This window comes from Paenibacillus rhizolycopersici, from assembly GCF_014947195.2.
Classification (GTDB): Bacteria; Bacillota; Bacilli; order Paenibacillales; family Paenibacillaceae; genus Fontibacillus; species Fontibacillus rhizolycopersici.
Window position 1 is genome coordinate 1 of sequence record NZ_JADCNN020000011.1, and the last position, 17538, is coordinate 17538.

Annotated in this window: 14 protein-coding genes; 13 read left to right on the forward strand and 1 reads right to left on the reverse strand. The window is 52.5% G+C overall.

What is annotated here, in order from left to right:
* From IM700_RS13195 to IM700_RS13240, 10 genes are all read left to right on the forward strand, one after another.
* On the forward strand, positions 1–1841 hold a 1841-nt coding region (locus IM700_RS13195), incomplete at its 5' end, for a dynamin family protein (RefSeq protein ID WP_204801151.1).
* 252 nt (positions 1842–2093) lie between these two features.
* Positions 2094–3863 carry an ABC transporter ATP-binding protein gene (locus IM700_RS13200; RefSeq protein WP_155608503.1) on the forward strand — a complete coding sequence of 590 codons (1770 nt, stop codon included), beginning with the start codon at positions 2094–2096 and terminating at the stop codon, positions 3861–3863.
* On the forward strand, positions 3860–5713 hold the full coding sequence (locus tag IM700_RS13205) for an ABC transporter ATP-binding protein (RefSeq protein ID WP_155608502.1): 1854 nt from the start codon (positions 3860–3862) through the stop codon (positions 5711–5713). The genes IM700_RS13200 and IM700_RS13205 overlap by 4 nt, the downstream gene beginning before the upstream one ends.
* A gap of 116 nt (positions 5714–5829) precedes the next feature.
* Positions 5830–6285: a GNAT family N-acetyltransferase gene (locus tag IM700_RS13210; protein ID WP_193416050.1), complete on the forward strand. Its 456-nt coding sequence runs from the start codon at positions 5830–5832 to the stop codon at positions 6283–6285.
* Between the two features lie 302 nt (positions 6286–6587).
* A complete protein-coding gene (locus tag IM700_RS13215) occupies positions 6588–7802 on the forward strand; it encodes a branched-chain amino acid ABC transporter substrate-binding protein (RefSeq protein WP_193416051.1) in 1215 nt (404 codons plus the stop codon).
* A gap of 37 nt (positions 7803–7839) precedes the next feature.
* Entirely contained in the window at positions 7840–8823 is a 984-nt protein-coding gene (locus IM700_RS13220; protein WP_193416052.1) for a branched-chain amino acid ABC transporter permease, read from the forward strand.
* Positions 8824–8833: 10 nt separating this feature from the next.
* A complete protein-coding gene (locus tag IM700_RS13225; protein ID WP_193416053.1) occupies positions 8834–10129 on the forward strand; it encodes a branched-chain amino acid ABC transporter permease in 1296 nt (431 codons plus the stop codon).
* Positions 10126–10926, forward strand: a complete 801-nt coding sequence (locus tag IM700_RS13230) for an ABC transporter ATP-binding protein (protein WP_193416054.1) — start codon at positions 10126–10128, stop codon at positions 10924–10926. Before IM700_RS13225 ends, IM700_RS13230 begins: the two co-directional genes overlap by 4 nt.
* Entirely contained in the window at positions 10923–11627 is a 705-nt protein-coding gene (locus IM700_RS13235) for an ABC transporter ATP-binding protein (protein WP_155608498.1), read from the forward strand. The genes IM700_RS13230 and IM700_RS13235 overlap by 4 nt, the downstream gene beginning before the upstream one ends.
* Before the next feature lie 134 nt (positions 11628–11761).
* Complete coding sequence (locus IM700_RS13240; protein ID WP_204801153.1) at positions 11762–11899, forward strand: hypothetical protein; 138 nt, start codon at positions 11762–11764, stop codon at positions 11897–11899.
* A 163-nt stretch (positions 11900–12062) separates the two neighbouring features.
* Here the strand turns inward: IM700_RS13240 and IM700_RS13245 are convergent, their stop codons facing one another.
* Positions 12063–12653 carry a C40 family peptidase gene (locus tag IM700_RS13245; RefSeq protein ID WP_167521293.1) on the reverse strand — a complete coding sequence of 197 codons (591 nt, stop codon included), beginning with the start codon at positions 12651–12653 and terminating at the stop codon, positions 12063–12065.
* 213 nt (positions 12654–12866) lie between these two features.
* On the opposite strand from IM700_RS13245, the gene IM700_RS13250 reads away from it, so the two are divergent.
* Genes IM700_RS13250 through IM700_RS13260 form a run of 3 tightly spaced genes read left to right on the forward strand, consistent with a single transcriptional unit; the run spans position 12867 to position 17304 of the window.
* Complete coding sequence (locus IM700_RS13250; protein WP_193416055.1) at positions 12867–14531, forward strand: response regulator; 1665 nt, start codon at positions 12867–12869, stop codon at positions 14529–14531.
* The gene (locus IM700_RS13255; protein ID WP_155608494.1) at positions 14528–16318 is read left to right on the forward strand and encodes a sensor histidine kinase; all 1791 of its coding nucleotides are present in this window, start codon (positions 14528–14530) and stop codon (positions 16316–16318) included. The genes IM700_RS13250 and IM700_RS13255 overlap by 4 nt, the downstream gene beginning before the upstream one ends.
* Positions 16315–17304 carry a substrate-binding domain-containing protein gene (locus tag IM700_RS13260; protein WP_193416056.1) on the forward strand — a complete coding sequence of 330 codons (990 nt, stop codon included), beginning with the start codon at positions 16315–16317 and terminating at the stop codon, positions 17302–17304. The genes IM700_RS13255 and IM700_RS13260 overlap by 4 nt, the downstream gene beginning before the upstream one ends.
* The last annotated feature ends 234 nt before the right edge of the window (positions 17305–17538 follow it).

Below are 17538 nucleotides of genomic sequence, written 5' to 3' on the forward strand. Positions count from 1 at the left end.
CTCCCCACCCGGCCTTCGGCACCGGGGTGCGGGAGCTGACCCGGCGCGCCGCCGAACAGCGCGGCGGCGTCTTCACGGTGGCGCTGTTCGGGGCGTTCAGCGCCGGAAAATCGTCCTTCGCCAGCGCTTTGCTAGGCGAAGCCGTGTTGCCCGTATCGCCGCATCCGACCACCGCGGCGATCATCCGCGTGATGGCGCCCGCTGGAGGCCAGCGCCATAACACGGCCGCTGTCAAATTCAAGAGCGCCGAGGCGATCCGCGAAGACCTGGCCTATTCCTTCCAAGCTCTAGGTTTGGGAACTTGGTCGGAGACGGCCTGGCTAGAGGCGGTTCGGCGCTTGAAACCTGAAGACATTCCGGCGGCCGGTCGCGCTCACTACAGCTTCCTGAAAGCTGCGGCCGCCGGATGGACAGAGTCAGCCGGACGATTCGGCCAAGTGGAGGTCGTGGAGGCGGAGATGTTCCGCAGCTACGCCGCAAACGAGAAGAAGGCTTGCTTCGTGGCCGAAATCGACTTTTACTACAGTTGTTCATTAACCGAACAAGGAATCGTGCTGGTGGACACCCCAGGGGCGGATTCCATCCATGCCCGTCATACGGGAGTGACTTTCCAATATATGAAGGACTCCGATGCGATTATCTTCGTGACCTACTACAATCACGCGTTTTCGCGAGCCGACAAGCAGCTGTTAAGCCAGTTGGGACGGATGAAAGGCAGCTTTGCCCTGGATAAAATGTTCTTCGTTGTTAACGCCGCCGATCTTGCGGCTTCGGACGATGAACTCACCGCCGTCGTGGAGCATGTACGGGAGGGTCTCCGCACGGCAGGGATCCAGCAACCTAACGTGTTTGCCGTATCCAGTATGCGAGCCATGGCCGCAGTTCAGGGGAACGTTGCGAACGACCCGGGCTTCACCCTCTTCCGACAGCGGTTCTCCGCTTTTCTGGAACAGGATCTGGGGAATCTGGCCGTATCTTCCGCTGCTGCAATGGTGAAGCAGATGCACGAACGGTTATTCAAATGGACGGAAGCCGCCGGGCACAACGCAGAAAATGCAGAGCAGCGGCTCACCGCCTTACGTGGACGCCGAGATGCCTTCGAACAGGCGGTCGCCGAGTTTGTTCAGGTCGATATCGGCAGGGAGTGGGCCCAGGAGAATTCCGAGTTGCTGTTCCACGTCGTGCAGCGCGTTCGGCTGCAGGCGTTGGAGCTGTTCGCCGAATTTTTCCACCCTTCGCTGCTGCAGGAGCACAACGGTCCGCTGAAACGTAACTTTACCGTCGCCATGCGCGGTTGGTTGGATCAAATTTCGGGTGAATTGGAGCGCGAACTGCTTGCCACGACCCTGCGCCTGGAGCGAAAAGCAGAGGCGTTGCTCCGCCGCGAAGCGGAAGCTTGGTGCCGTCGGCATGAGGCGGCGCTGGAAATGCCGCTTAGCTATACGGAGGGCGAAACGAGCTGGAATACGCCGACGATACCCGAAGGTTTGCTCGACGGCGGAACGTTGGAACCAGAGACGTATTGGCCCATCTTCAAAAATCCGAAAACATTTTTTGAAGGAGGCGGCCGCTTGCAGTTGCGGGCTAAGCTCGAAGATCCACTGCTTGCCAAGTTGAAGAAGATCGTTGAGGGGATGGAGACGAACTTCCGGGAGCATTACGAACAAGAAATCGCATTACGGAAGGCACAAACCGCCGAAACGTTCCGCGGCCTGTGGTCGGAATGGGAGCAAAGCATTCAAGGTTCCAAAGCTTCGCCGGAGGAGTTGTCGCATTGGAAAAGCATCCTTGCTCAAATCGGGCGGGATGTGGAGGAAATGGAAGCTTTTTATGAAAGATAAGCCGGTTTAACCGGCGATAGAGGCCTAATATTCCAAATTTAAGGGATATTAGGCTTTTCTTCGCTTTGCCGCGGGAAAATCCGAATGATAAACTGCAAAGAGCTATAGCCATGAAAGCGCATGCTTCCAGGCTGTGACAGGTTTCGCGGCGTTCAGACAGATCCCTCTGTTATTTCATCCAAGACGTCCGGAATCGTTGGTTTATGACGGTTGATCAAGTTAATTCCAACTAACGGGTGTAGGAGGAGTGACATGGAGGTTCTCAGGCAACTTCGGGGATATTACCAGGCAAAGTTGAATTACTTGGTGTTGTCGATTTTATGTTTGGCGGCAGCTACCGGACTGGGCTTAGTTTATCCAATGCTGCTGCGCAAGCTGATCGACGATGTGATTCGGCCGGGAAATTACGGGGAAGTGGTGTGGATTGCCGCCATGGCGGTTTCCGTCGTGGCCGTCAAGGCGCTGCTGCAGTTCCTGCACGGATTCTTCGGCGGAAGATTGGGGAATTATCTCGCTTACCGACTACGTAACGCCTGCTACGAAAAACTACAATTTCTATCGTTCCGCTATTACGACACAGCGAAAACCGGGGATTTAATGTCCCGATTAACGGGGGATTTGGAAGCGATCCGCAACTTCGTCGGGTTTGGCTTCGCCCAGTTGCTTAATCTCGTCCTGATGGTGACCTTCGGATCGGCGGTAATGTTGTCCATTCACTGGCAGTTGACCTTACTGACGATGATCACGATTCCATTCTTAGCCGGTGTGGCGCTCAAATTCGAGTCGAAAATTCATCCGGCATTCCAGGAAATGCGCCAGGCACTCAGTTCCTTGACGACTGCAGTACAGGAGAACGTAACCGGGGTGCGCACCGTCAAATCGTTCGCCCGGGAGCCGCATGAGGTGGAGAAGTTCTCGCATCGGAACGAGCGATATAAGGATAACCAGATCTTTGCGGCTACCTTGTGGAGCAAATTCTTTCCGGTGATGGAGTTGCTGGCTTCGATTAGCGTTGCGGTTCTTCTGGCGGCCGGCGGCACATTGGTGATCAAGGAGCAGCTGACGCTCGGCGATTTAGTCGCCTTCTTTAGTTTGATCTGGTTTATCATCGGCCCGATGTGGGGCCTAGGCTTCCATATTAACAACTATACGCAATCGAAGGCATCCGGGGAACGAGTGCTGGAAATTTTGAATCAACCGATTGACGTCAAGGACGAAGCGCGGGCCGTAGAGCTCGATCCGGAGCAGGTTCGCGGCGATGTCCAGTTCGATCGGGTCACCTTCGCATACGGAAACAAAATGCCGGCTGTCGTCGACATCGAGTTTCATGCCTCACCTGGTTCGGTCATCGGCTTTCTCGGCGGCACCGGGTCCGGCAAATCAACGATCATCCAGCTGTTGATGCGTGCTTATGACGTCAACAAAGGCCATATCCGCCTGGACGGCAAAGACATTCGAGAGATCAACGTGCGCAGCTTGCGAAGCCAAATCGCCACCGTGTTCCAAGAGACATTTCTATTCTCATCGACCATTAAAGGGAATATCGCGTACGGCATGAACAATGTATCCATGGAGCAAATCATTCGCGTTGCCCAATTGGCGAAGGCGCACGATTTTATCATGGAGCTGCCGGACGGGTACGATACCGTAGTGGGTGAGCGAGGACTCGGATTGTCGGGCGGGCAGAAGCAACGGATCGCGATCGCCCGCGCTTTGCTCAAAAATCCGAAAATCCTCATTTTGGACGATGCCACCAGCGCGGTGGACATGGAGACCGAGCAGGAGATCCAATCGGGCTTTCAAGAAGTCATGCGGGGGCGAACGACATTTATCATCGCACACCGAATCTCTTCTCTGCGCCACGCGGACGAAATTCTCGTCTTGAATGAAGGAAGGGTTGTGCAACGCGGCAAACATGAGCAACTGATTGAGGTTCCCGGTCCGTACCGGGATGTGTACCGAATCCAATACGCGGACCATCTGGATGGAGCGGCCCGGCGTGAACGGGAAGGTGACGTATGAATACGCAAACGGTAACCGGGCGGAAGCCTCAAGGGAAAGAATCAGCCCGCGGAAAAATCGAGGAACGCTTCGTTTACCAGGATGACGAGGTGATTGACAAGGCTTTTGATTGGCAGCAATTCCGCCGGCTTTTTGCCTATATGATCCCTTACGCCAAACAGATGTTGCCTTTGATTGTCCTGATGACGGTGCTAGGTACAGTAACGAAGCTGGCCGTGCCCTATTTGACGAGTCTAGCCATCGACCGGGCGATCGCGCCGGAGAACGGCCAAACCAGCTTAACGTTGCTGTACGGCATCACCGTCGCCGTCCTCATCCTATACCTGATTCAGTGGGTTTCCGGCGTATACCGGATTAAATACACGAACATTATTGGACAGAAGGTCATTTATGACCTGCGCGCCGATTTGTTTAAGCATATCCAGAAGCTTTCCTTCAACTTCTTCGACAAGCGTCCGGCCGGCTCGGTGCTAGTGCGGGTGACCAATGACGTTAATTCCCTGCAGGAGTTGTTCACCAACGGGGTCGTTAACCTGATGATCGACTGCGTGCAGTTGGCCGGGATTGTCGTGATTTTATTGCTGATCAATTGGAAACTGGGACTTGCGGTGATGATCACCGTGCCGATCATGTTCCTGATCTCCACCAAACTGCGGCAAAAAATCCGGATGGCCTGGCAGGAAGTTCGCATGAAGAACTCGCGGATCAACTCCCATTTGAATGAATCGATTCAAGGGATTCGCGTCACCCAAGCCTACACCCAAGAACGGGAGAACATGCGTTACTTCGATTCGATGAACCTGAGCAGCAAGAAGTCGTGGGACAAAGCGTCGGCCATGAATCAGGGTTTTGGTCCTTTAATCGAAATTACCGGGGGCATCGGCACGTTCGTGCTGTTTATGTTGGGCGTTTACCTCATTCAGACCGGAGAACTGACGATTGGCCTGCTGGTGGCGTTTAGCAACTATGTGGGGAACTTCTGGGATCCGATCAATCGCCTGGGACAAATGTACAACCAACTGCTGGTGGCGATGGCTTCCTCTGAACGGATCTTCGAATTTATCGACGAGGAGCCGAATATCGCGGATCAGCCAGGAGCTAAGCCGCTCCCGGCGATTACGGGAGGGATTCGCTTTAATCAGGTCGTGTTTGAATATGAAAAAGGGCGCCCAGCCTTGAAAGGCATCGACTTGGACGTTCGTCCCGGCCAATCGATCGCGCTTGTCGGCCATACGGGTTCGGGAAAAAGCACGATCATCAACCTGCTCAGCCGTTTCTACGACCCGAGCCGCGGTTCGGTGGTGATCGACGGTCATGATATTCGCGAGGTCACCGTCCAGAGCCTTCGCAGCCAAATCGGAGTTGTACTGCAGGATACGTTTATTTTCTCAGGAACGATTCGGGACAATATTCGTTTCGGTCGCTTGGACGCGACGGATGAGGAAGTAGAGGCTGCGGCCAGAGCGGTGGACGCCCATGATTTTATCATGAAGCTACCGTCCGGCTACAATACGGAGGTGGAGGAACGCGGCAACGTGCTCTCGATGGGGCAACGTCAGCTATTGTCATTTGCCCGTGCGCTGCTGGCGAATCCGCGGATTCTGATCCTCGACGAGGCGACAGCAAGCATTGATACGGAGACCGAGCTGAAGATCCAGGACGCGTTAAAGGTGCTCCTCAAGGGGAGGACGTCTTTTATCGTCGCCCATAGGCTATCTACCATCCGCAATGCCGACAAGATCATCGTCTTGGACCATGGTCAGATTAAAGAATCAGGTACGCACAGGGAACTGATGGAACAAAAGGGAATCTATTACGGCTTGGTCGAAGCCCAATTTCGGTTTTTGTAACTTTTTATCGAAAAATATGTGCATTTTTAATTAGAACTATTGCAATCTTGGACATAAAACCGGAAAATAGAATTGGATTAGGAATCGGCAAATTTATTGAAGGTGGTTTGGTCCAATTGAGTATTGAGGCGTTAGCTCCGGCTCTGGTCATTCGCAACGGTTGTTGCGACGATGTTCAACACATGCTTCCTTTAATGCGTCAGTTGCGTTATCCGATGACGGCAAGTGTGTTGAAGGAACGTCTAGCAATGCTGGAAGGTCAGTTACTGCTAGGCAATCTGGTTGCGGAACTCGACGGTGTGGTCGTAGGGACAGCTTTTCTCAAGCAGCATCAGACGCATGATATGATTAAACCGGTCACCCGGATTACAGCTTTGGTCGTTGAAGAGAAACACCGTGGTACAGGGATCGGGAGACGGTTGATCATGGAGGCGGAGAAGTGGGCCATCGAACGTGGTAGCACGGATCTGGTTCTTTCTACAGCCCGAGAGAATCATCTGTCCGCGAAAATGTTTTATGAGCATTGCGGCTTCAGCTGCACCGGTTACCGGATGAATAAGCCGTTAAGCTAAACCTAAATATAACTTAAATCAGTAGACAAACTGCGATTCAGGCTCCGTCCTTTTTTAGGACGGGGCTTTTTTGTGCTTGCGTGGGAGAATGAGAAGGGAATGTAAAATATTTTAACATTTCTTTTTTTGTATTGGGTAGGATACCGTAGTTTTTTGTAGTCAATAGGTTAAATTCATTCTCAAATGTCACGAATACTAACATATATGAAGCGGATGATATCTATTGTGTTATGTATTATGACATATAGTTAACAGTGACCGGGGTTCAACCCTAGGAAAATGTCCATTTTAGGAGGATGCGTATGAAGGGCAAAAAAAGCTATGTTTGGCTTGTCAGCACTTTTCTAATCATGGGGTTACTCTCGGCATGCAATTCGTCCGGCAACACTTCGAAACCTGCGGATGGCAATGCCGCCGCAGCCGGAGGCGAACTGACGGTCATCAAGATTGCTTCGCAATCCCCGTTATCCGGGGGCTCGGCGATTCAAGGGGAATCGATTAAGCTCGGAGGGCAGATGGCGCTGGAGGAGCGTCAAACGGAATTTAAGGAATTGGGATTTAACTTGCAATTCGTGCCTTACGACGATCAAGGCGATTCAAAGAAAGGTGTCGCCAACTCCGAACTGATCGGCGCCGACCAAGCGGTATTGGCGGTACTGGGACATCTAAACTCGGGGGTATCGATTCCAAGCTCGGTCGTATACGAGAAATACGGGATTCCGATGGTCTCCCCGGCCAGCACGGCAACCGACTTCACCGACCGGAAGCTGAAAGCGGCCAACCGGATCGTTGCCCGCGACGATTTCCAGGGACCGGCGGGCGCCGAATATGCCGTGAAAACCGTGGGAGCGAAAAATATATTCGTCATCCAGGATAAAACGGCTTATGGGCAGGGGCTGGCCGACGCTTTCCGCAGCGCAGCCGAAGAGCTGGGGGCGACCATCGCCGGTTACGAGGGCATTACGGTTGGGGAGAAGGATTTTAACGGCGTACTGAACCAGGTGCTCAGCAAGAAGCCGGATTTTATTTTCTTCGGCGGGATGTATGCGGAGGCGGGACTGATCGTCAAACAGGCGCGCGAGAAAGGCATCACGGTGCCGATCATGGGCGGAGACGCGCTGGATTCCTCGGGCATGGTCGACATCGCCGGCGACAAGCTGACGGAAGTTGCCTACAGCTCCGTGTCTACGGACGTCACGAAATCCAACAAGGAATGGGCGGATAAGTATAAAGCCAAGTTCGGCAAATCCGTCGAGAACTACTCCGCTTATGCCTATGATTCGATGAATGTCATCTTAAACGCGGTGGAAAAAGCGATCGAGGGCAATGGCGGCAAGCTTCCGACTCGCGAACAGGTCCGTGATGCGGTCCGAGCTACGACCGACTTCGAGGGTATCGCCACGAAAGTCAGCTTTGACGACAAAGGCGATAATGAATACGCCAAGGTCTTCATTTATAAATTCGATTCGCCAACCTACCCTGGCACGATGGTTTCGGAGATCGAACAGCCGAAGTAATGAACTCTCGGCAATAACGCAGAAGGGATAAGGACTTATGGATATGATCCTGCAAACACTCCCTCAAGTATTGGTGGACGGATTAACTTTGGGTGCCGTCTACGCGGTGGTGGCCATCGGTTACACGATGGTCTACGGCATTCTCGAATTCATTAATTTCGCGCATGGAGAAATATTTATGACCGGCGCGTTCGTAGGCACCGCAGCCTTGCTGACGATGAACTCGGCAGGTTGGCTGACCGGGCTGCCTGCCGGACTCGCCTACTTCCTCATTCTGGCGACGGCGATGCTGTCAACCGGGATGCTGGGGATCGGGATCGAGCGGGTGGCCTATCGGCCGCTCCGCCGAGCTCCGAAGCTGATCTCGCTGATCTCGGCGATCGGAGTGTCCTTCCTGCTGCAGGATATCGTACGGTTTATCGCGGATATCCGTACCGGGAATTTTATCGTTACCGGCATCTCGTTGTACGGCGATAACCTGAAGCTCGGTGCTTCATCCTTATGGAGCGGGTTTGACGACGCATTTCTTAAGACGAATACGATCATCGTTGTGACGGTGGCTGTCGTACTCATGGTGGGTCTCGACTTTTTCGTGAACCGCACCAAATGGGGAACCGCCATGCGGGCCGTAGCCCAGGATCGGGAAACGGCGTCGTTGATGTCGATTAACGTGAATAAAGTGATTGCTTTGACTTTCTTTATTGGGTCGGCGCTAGGCGGCGGGACCGGCGTCCTGTTCGCCCAGCAGTATGGAACCATCGACCCGTATATCGGGTTTATCTTAGGGATGAAAGCCTTCACCGCTGCGGTCCTCGGCGGCATTGGCAACATCCGGGGCGCCATGTTCGGCGGGTTGTTCATCGGCGTATTGGAGATGTTCTCCTCAGCCAACCTGTCGGCCATAACGGGGGGCGCGTTAGGCGGGGAATATAAAGACGTCGTCGCTTTTCTGATCCTAATCGCGGTGCTGATTTTCAAGCCGGAGGGCTTATTCGGCAAGGCCGTGAAAGAGAAGGTGTAGGTGATCTGCCATGAATCAACTGAAGCTCTGGTTGGGGCGAAGCCCATTCGCACAAGCTTTGTTATTAACGTTGTTTATCTTGGTCGCGGCAGCTGGTGTGTATTTCTCGGATAAGTCGGTCATCTCCTTTCTGCTCTTACTTGGCTCCTTGCTACTCTTGTATTTAACGACCTTCCGAACCTCGATCAAATGGGGGATCGGAGCGGTGCTGCTGCTTGCGGTGATCCCGTTTGCTACTTCGGGTGGTCCGGCCCATCAGTCGTACATGGAGGTGGCCACGCAGTGCGGCATTTACATCGCCATGGCGCTAGGTCTTAACATCGTGGTCGGATTCGCCGGACTGCTTGACCTCGGTTTCGTTGCCTTCTTTGCGGTAGGGGCTTATACGTACGCCATCTTTGCCACACCGCAGGCGAACGAATTTATCTCCGGTCACTGGTTTCCGCTGCCTGGGGGCGCGTTTTGGATCTTTATCGTGCTTGGCGGGTTTATGGCTGCATTGTTCGGGCTCTTACTCGGTTTGCCGGTACTTCGGGTCAAGGGCGACTATTTGGCCATCGTCACGTTGGGGTTCGGAGAAATCATCCGCATCATCTTTAACAATCTGGATAAACCGGTGAACATCACGAACGGGGCGATGGGGTTGTCTTCGATTCGGCCTCCGAGCTTGTTTGGCCTCTCCTTCACGTTTCCGAACCAGTTTTATTTCATCGTTATTTTTATTCTGGCAATCGTCATTTTTAGCGTCAAACGCTTGGAGTATTCCCGGCTTGGACGGGCATGGAAGGCGATACGGGAGAACGAGATCGCCGCGCAATCGATGGGTATCCCGCTCATTCGAACCAAATTGACCGCTTTTGCCATCGGTGCTTCATTTTCAGGCATGATGGGGGTGGTTTTTGCCGCGAAGCAAACGTTTATCGATCCGACCAGCTTTACATTGCTCGAATCGATTACGATTCTGGTCATGGTGCTGCTTGGCGGGATGGGCAGCGTACCCGGCGTCATTCTCGGCGCGGCTTTGGTGACGATCCTGAATCTGCAGGTGCTCACCGAGCTTACCAATTGGCTAAATCAGTTGACTCTGCAGGGAATCATTCATATCCCTAACTCGATCTCGCCGTCCAAGATGCAGCGACTCATCTTTGGAGCGATCCTGGTGCTCGTTGCTATCTTCAGACCCAATGGCCTGATCACGGCCAAGAACAAGAAGGTGGATGCCGAGCGGCTTAAGGAGCAGCGTTTGGGCAAAGCATTATCCGTCTTGCCGCCGGCGAAACAACAAAGCGGAGGTGTAGGTCAATGACGATTCTGAAGGTCAATAAGCTGGTCAAACGCTTCGGCGGATTAACGGCGGTTGGAGGCGTTGACTTTGCGTTCCCGCGCGGCAAAATTTCCGCTGTGATCGGTCCTAACGGGGCCGGGAAAACGACGTTTTTTAACCTGATTACCGGCATTTATACTCCGGACGAAGGTGTGATTGAACTGGATGGAACGTCCATCGTTGGCGTCAAACCCCATCAGATCGTGAGCCTGGGAATTGCCCGGACGTTCCAGAACATTCGCCTGTTCGGCAGCATGACCGTGCTGGAAAACGTCATGGTGGGCATGCACATCCATCTGAGGACGGGGATCATCGGCACGCTGCTCTCGCTGCCGGCTGCCCGACATGAGGAGGAGTTGGTGCATCGGGAGGCATACCGTTTATTGGAGTTCGTCGGTTTGCAAGCGTTGTTGAACGAACAAGCGTCCAACCTGCCTTACGGCGCTCAGCGGCGGCTCGAGATCGCCCGGGCGCTGGCGGCGAAGCCTAAGGTGCTGCTGCTGGACGAACCGGCAGCCGGGATGAATCCGCGCGAGACGACTGAATTGATCGGCTTGATTCGGCGAATTCAGAAGGAAACCGGAATGACCATCATCCTGATCGAGCATGACATGAAGCTCGTGATGGAGTTATCCGAGCACATTCTTGTCCTGGATTACGGGACGAAAATTGCAGAAGGCGGACCTGACCATATCCGTGCACATCCGAAAGTGATTGAAGCGTACCTGGGCAAAAGCGCTGTCCAAGGAGAAGCGGTTCGGCTTGAGGTGATTTCATGAGTTTGCTGGAGCTGCGAGAGGTACACGCGTATTACGGAGCGATTGAAGCGCTTAAAGGAGTTACCCTGACCGTGGAGGCCGGGGAGATCGTGTCGCTGATCGGTTCGAATGGGGCCGGGAAGTCCACTACGCTTAAGGCGATTTGCGGACAGGTGAACATGACCGGCACCATCCGCTTCAACGACACCGAAATGTCAAACTTACCTCCGCACCGGGCGGCGTTGGAAGGGATCGCGCATGTGCCGGAAGGACGACGGATCTTCCCGCGGTTGACGGTGAAGGAAAATTTGGAGATGGGTGCTTTTTCGGTGAGCGACAAAAAGAAGATTAAGCAGCGGATGGAGAGGGTGTTCGACCATTTTCCGCGGCTGCGGGAACGGTTGGCGCAAACGGGCGGAACGATGAGCGGAGGGGAGCAGCAAATGCTGGCCATCGGTCGGGCGATGATGATGCAGCCGAAAATACTGCTGCTGGACGAACCCTCGATGGGGCTCGCGCCGATTATCGTTGAGCAAATTTTCGAAATTATTCAACAGCTGAACCGTGAGGGGATGACCGTGCTGCTTGTGGAGCAAAATGCCTATCAAGCCTTGCAAATTGCTCACCGCGGCTACGTGATGCAAACCGGTGAAATCTTGATGGAAGACGCGGCTGATTTGCTGCTCGCCAACGAGCAGGTCAAGGAAGCTTATTTAGCTTAGCGGAAGCCTCCTTAAAGGGACTCCAATCGTAGGATAGGCCTAGGCCTATCCTTTTTTATGGGATAATATACAGATATGACCATTCATCATGACGCCGGCAAACCGTTCAATTATTTGCGGATGAAATGGAGAAGGTGGGTAAAACCGTAAAGCTTGTGGTGTACCCGAATGGTCAGCATGGATTAGAGGATAAGTACATCGAGCAGAGAAATCAAGAAATCGTGCAATGGCTGCAGCAATATGGTGCGCCAAAACCTTTTATCGTTGAATAATTGTCCGACTCAAAACAATTTAGCGCCACAAACTCACCTTATCCGCCTGAAAATCACGACCAACAGCAGAATAGGGTGATTTTAAAATAGCGCTATTCCCACCAAATAAGGTGAAAACATAGCGCTATTTGGTCATGCTCAATCCGACAGTGGTTAATCAAAATTAATTCGCCGCATAATACCGGCTTTGCTCATACGCCACTGCGGACCGACGTGAATAGCAGTATAACTCGCGGTAGGTTTCAAGGCGTCCGCGGAATTCGAGTTGGAGCTGCGAGCAACCGCAGAGATCGGACGGGGTAGTTAATCCTGCGGATTTATCCAGCAGTTTGACCCCGGCTTCTTGAAACACCCGGCTGACGAACTGAGAGCAGAAGTAGGAGTTCTCTCCGCCAAGTTCCATGTTTAAGATCACGCCCAACAGGCCTATGAAGTTATATTTATACAGTTCACCGTTGTCCTCAAAAGTTTTTACGAAATTTCTCATGCGCATGTAGTTCTCCGCACTAACCTTGCAGCTATACACGGCGCAGGTCGCCTTTTCGAATACCCCGCAGTGAATGTCTTCCTTGACGAAGCCGCCGAAGATCGGAATCACGGGGTGTTTGCGCCCGAAGCTATACACTTCTCGCAGCTCAGGATCAAAGGCGACGGAGGCATGATTGTAAGGAGCGCGGGTATATAATCCGATCGCTTTAGCGACCAATGTCTTTGGATTGCTTAATAGAATATAGATTTTCATCTCATTGTTCATAAATTCGACCACCATTTAGAGTTGATGATAGTTCTTTAGGATAATATCATGGTACTTGTTTTATGGGAATCCCAAAATGGACCGAAGACGGAAAACAAACTGGACTAAGGTCTTGGATCCTTCCATCAGCTCGAAATGATCCGCAATTTACTTTTGTGGACCGATACGATAAAATCGGGGGGAAATCAGGGTATAGAAGAGGATGGTCCATCGATGTATAAGTTGATATTGGCCGATGACGAAGAGGACGTACGGGAGGGCTTGCTGAGCCTGATCGACTGGGAAAGTCTCGGTTATACCGTCATGGAGACGGCAGAGAACGGCAAGGAAGCGGCCGAGCTGGTGGAGAAGCATGCGCCGGACGTTGTGGTAACAGATATACAAATGCCGTTCATGAACGGCTTGCAGCTCTCCGAGTGGATTCGTGAACAATACCCGGCCACGAAGATCATTATTTTGACCGGATACGAGGAGTTTGAATATGCGCAGAAAGCCATTCGACTGGGCATCGACGAATATGTGTTGAAACCGTTTTCGGCGGGAGAATTGGCCGAGATTTTAACGAAGGTGAAAATGCAGATAGATGAAGAGGTGGCCGCGAAGGAAAACGTGCAGCTACTGACGGAGCATTACCGTAAAAATCTGCCAATCCTGCAGAGCCTGTTTTTGTCTTCCCTGGTGTCTCGCCGGTTGCAGGAAACAGAGATCCATGAGAAATGCGAGCATTATGACCTGGATCTGAGCGGCGAACGTTATCAAGTCTCCGTGATCCGAATCGATTCTACGGCGGTCCGTCGGGAATCATCTGGGAGCGGCGAACCCGGGAATCGGCAGGCGTCGGTCTCCTTGAAGGATACAAACGATACGCAGTTACAGCTGTTTGCCATATATAACATTGCCGAGGAGATGGTCCGGCTTCATTCCGGAGACCGGGCATTTATCCATCATGATGAGGTTGTGGTGCTCAGCATAGCAGAGCCTAGCATGGAGGATCAACTCGCAGACCGAACACTACAGTTATTGGAAGAAATCCGTTTTAGCGTGGAGCGTTTCCTTAAACTAACGGTGACGATTGGCGCCGGCTCTGAGGTGGAGCAACTGAGTGAACTCGCCGGCTCTTATGAAGAGGCCGTCAAAGCGCTGGATTACCGCGTGATTCTCGGTGGCAATAAAGTGATCTGGATCGAGGACGTGGAATCACGGCAGTACGTTCCGTTATCTATGGACGAGCTAAGGGAGAAAGAGTTGGTCCGCTGCCTGAAGGTTGGCAGCGACCAAGAGTTGACTGACTTATTGGAAGAACTGTTCTCGGCTTTAGCTGATAGTAAGGCGTCTTATCAGGATTTTCAGGTGTATTTGCTGGAAATGTTGACCTCGGTGATCAAGGTCGCCAAGGACATACACGTTGACCTCGACAAATTATTTGGTGAGGGAGCCGGATTTCTAGGTCAGTTCATCAAGTTCTCGCATGCGGAAGAAGCTAAGACCTGGTTCCTGGATGTCTGTATGAAGCTGAAGCATTCCATCGCCTCCGATCGGCAATCGAGCTACAACAAGTTGGTAGATGAAGCAAAGGATTACATCATGACGCATTACGGGGACAATGACATCTCCATCGCCAGAGTATGCCAGCATCTGCATATCAGTACCGGATACTTCAGCAACATTTTCAAGAAGGAGACGAAAACGACCTTCGTCAATTATTTGATGGGCGTGCGGATGGATGCGGCACAGGACCTGCTGGCTACAACAGACTTGAAAGCATTTGAAATCGCCGAACGCGTTGGGTTTGCCGATCCCAACTATTTCAGTTTTTGCTTCCGTAAGAAATACGGCATTTCTCCCAAAGAATATCGCACTGGAGCTAGAAGCTCATGAGATTGTGGCGTTCCGTCAAACGAATGGCTCAAGGTTTCCATGTGCGCAACATTCAAGTACTGATATCCTTGTCATCGATTGCCGTTACGGTACTTGCGGTCGTATTGGTCAGCACCTTGCTGTTCAACCGCTTCTCCCAAGCTGCGGAAGAGAATGCCTATTTAAGCTTAGAGCAAATCATTGAACAGGTTCATTCCAACCTGGAGCTATATGTTAGCGGAATGCAGGATATTTTTGACCTTGTGGAGCAAAAAATTGCCGTAGTCCCCGATCTGCCCACCAACGATCAACTGGGGGAGCAACTGGAGACCGTGCTCAGTACGCGCGAGGATCTGGTTTCGATGGCGTTGTTTACGGAGGACGGGAAGCTGGTGCGTAACATGCCGTCCATTCCGATGCGGCAAAATACACGGCTGCAGGAGCAGTTATGGTTCGAATCCGCAATGGAAAATCCGGGGGAACTGCAATTTACCCCGCCTCACATTCAGAACTTGTTTAAGTGGCAGTATCGCTGGGTCGTCTCGATGAGCAAAACCGTGACCTACCGGGACCAAGGGAAGCTGAAGCAAGGCGTGCTGGTCATTGACATCAACTTCCGTACCATTGATGAGCTTAGCGGTCGAATCAGCTTGGGCAAAAAAGGTTACGTGTACATTATCGACGAGGTAGGGAATATCGTCTACCATCCACAGCAACAGCTGATTTATGCAGGATTGAAGTACGAAAATCTGGAGCCGGTGCTGAATTATGCATACGGTCGTTATTTCGACGAGTCAGACGGGGAGCAGCGAATCATTACGATTCAGACGGTCAAACCGGCCGAGTGGAAAATCGTCGGGGTGGCCTACGCAGACGAGTTCTTGACGACAAAAAGGGAGGTCGGCGATTTCCTGTCCTGGTTCTTGCCCCTCGTAATCGCGATCATCCTGGTCATCAGCATTTATGTATCGGCCCGGATCTCCCAGCCGATTCGCAAGCTGGAGCGCTCCGTTCAAATGGTGGAACGCGGGGACTTCGGGACGAATGTCTATGTTAGCGGCGCTTATGAAGTCGAACAGCTGTCTAAGCGGTTCAATCTGATGCTGCGCCGGATTCGTGAGTTGATGGATCAAATCATCCAGGAACAGGAAGCCAAACGCAAAAGCGAGCTTGACGTGCTGCAGTCGCAGATCAATCCTCATTTCCTCTATAACACGTTGAACTCGGTCACAAGGCTGGCTGAGCTCGGACGAAACGAAGAGGTTGTTACGACGATAACGTCGCTGTCGCGGTTTTTCCGGATCAGCTTAAGCAAGGGGAACCACGTCATTAGCGTGCAGGACGAGTTGGAGCATGTGCGCCATTATTTGATCATCCAAACGATCCGGTTCAAGAACAAGTTTCGCTATGAGATTAGCGCAGATGAAGACGCATTGAAGTGCTCAACCTTAAAGCTGATCTTGCAACCGCTCGTCGAGAACGCGATCCATCACGGGATTGAAAAATCGGCCGAAGAGGGATTCATTCGGGTGGAGGCCCGTTTGGAAGGCGATAAGCTCGTCTTTCGTATCCGCGATAACGGAATCGGGATGTCTCCGGAAACGGTCGAGAAGCTCATTAGCGGGGCTATCCGAAGTGAAAGTGGGTCGGGCGTCGGTGTTCGTAACGTACAGGAGCGAATTACGCTCTATTATGGCGCGAGCTATGGACTTCATTTTGATAGCGAACCGGAAGAAGGGACAACGGTGACGATTACGATCCCGGCCGTGCGGCCGGAAAGTTCGGAAGAAGGAGGGAGGGAGTCATGAAGCGATTGCCGAAGTACGTGAATCTGGCTTGCCTGCTGTTATCCTCCATCCTGCTGATCGTTTTGCTGTCCTCCTGCGGCCGCTCCGGTGGAGGGGGAGACAACAAGCAGGTTATCGACGTGGACATGATCGTCAAGATGGATCGCGGCGATTACTGGAAGACAACTAAGCTGGGGGCGGAGGTTGCGGCCAAAGAGTATAACGTGCGGTTGAATTTCCTGGCGCCGGAGAACGAAAACGACGTCGAAGGGCAAATCCAGCTGATGGAGGGGGCGATTAAGCGGCGTCCCGATGCCATCATTTTGGCGGCTTCCGATTATGAAGCGTTGGGGCAGGTGACAGACCGAACATCCTATTACGACATTCCTGTCATTTCGATGGATTCGGAAGTGGCCTCGACCAAGGTGAAGACCTTCGTCGGTACCAATAACTACGAAGCCGGCCAGAAAGCCGCCGAACGGTTGGTTGAACTGACCGGACCGGAAAGCGAAATCGGAATCATGAATTTTGTCCAGGGCGCTCGAAACGCGAACCAACGGGAGGAAGGATTCCTGGACTACATCGCCCGGTTTCCCGGCGTGCATGTCGTCGATATTCAATACTGCGGTTCGGACGAGAAACTCGCTTATAACCTGACGGCCGATATGCTGAAGCGGTTCCCGGATCTGGACGGCATCGTGTCGCTCAGCGCCGAATCTTCGATTGGCGCAGGTCGGGCCGTCGATGAGCTCGGCTACGGCGGAAAAGTGAAAATGATCGCTTTTGATAATCCGCCGGAAATGCTTGAGCTGCTTCAGGAGGAGAAGGTGCAGGCGATGGTTGTACAGAACCCGTTTAACAACGGTTACATGGCCGTAGCCGCTGCCGTCCAGGCTGCCCGAGGCGAGAAGCTGCAGGATCGGATTCCAACGGATACGAAGCTGATCGACCTGAACAATATGCTGTGGCCGGAAAACCAGAAACTGCTGTTCCCGTTCGTGAAGTAGAGACAGCGGTAGACCGAGCCTTTCTTTCTCTAGTTGAAGTTCAAACGAGCAAACAGCAAGTGGGATCCGGATCGTCCGGACGGCTTGCTGTTTTGCCGTTTTGCTAACGTACCGAAGAAACGAACTATAAATTCTCAAAGGGACATCATCAGAATTTTGATAGAAACATCTTAGAATTTTGGATTCGCATTCCGTCGAAAACCATGCATAATGAAAACGTATCCAAGAGGATAA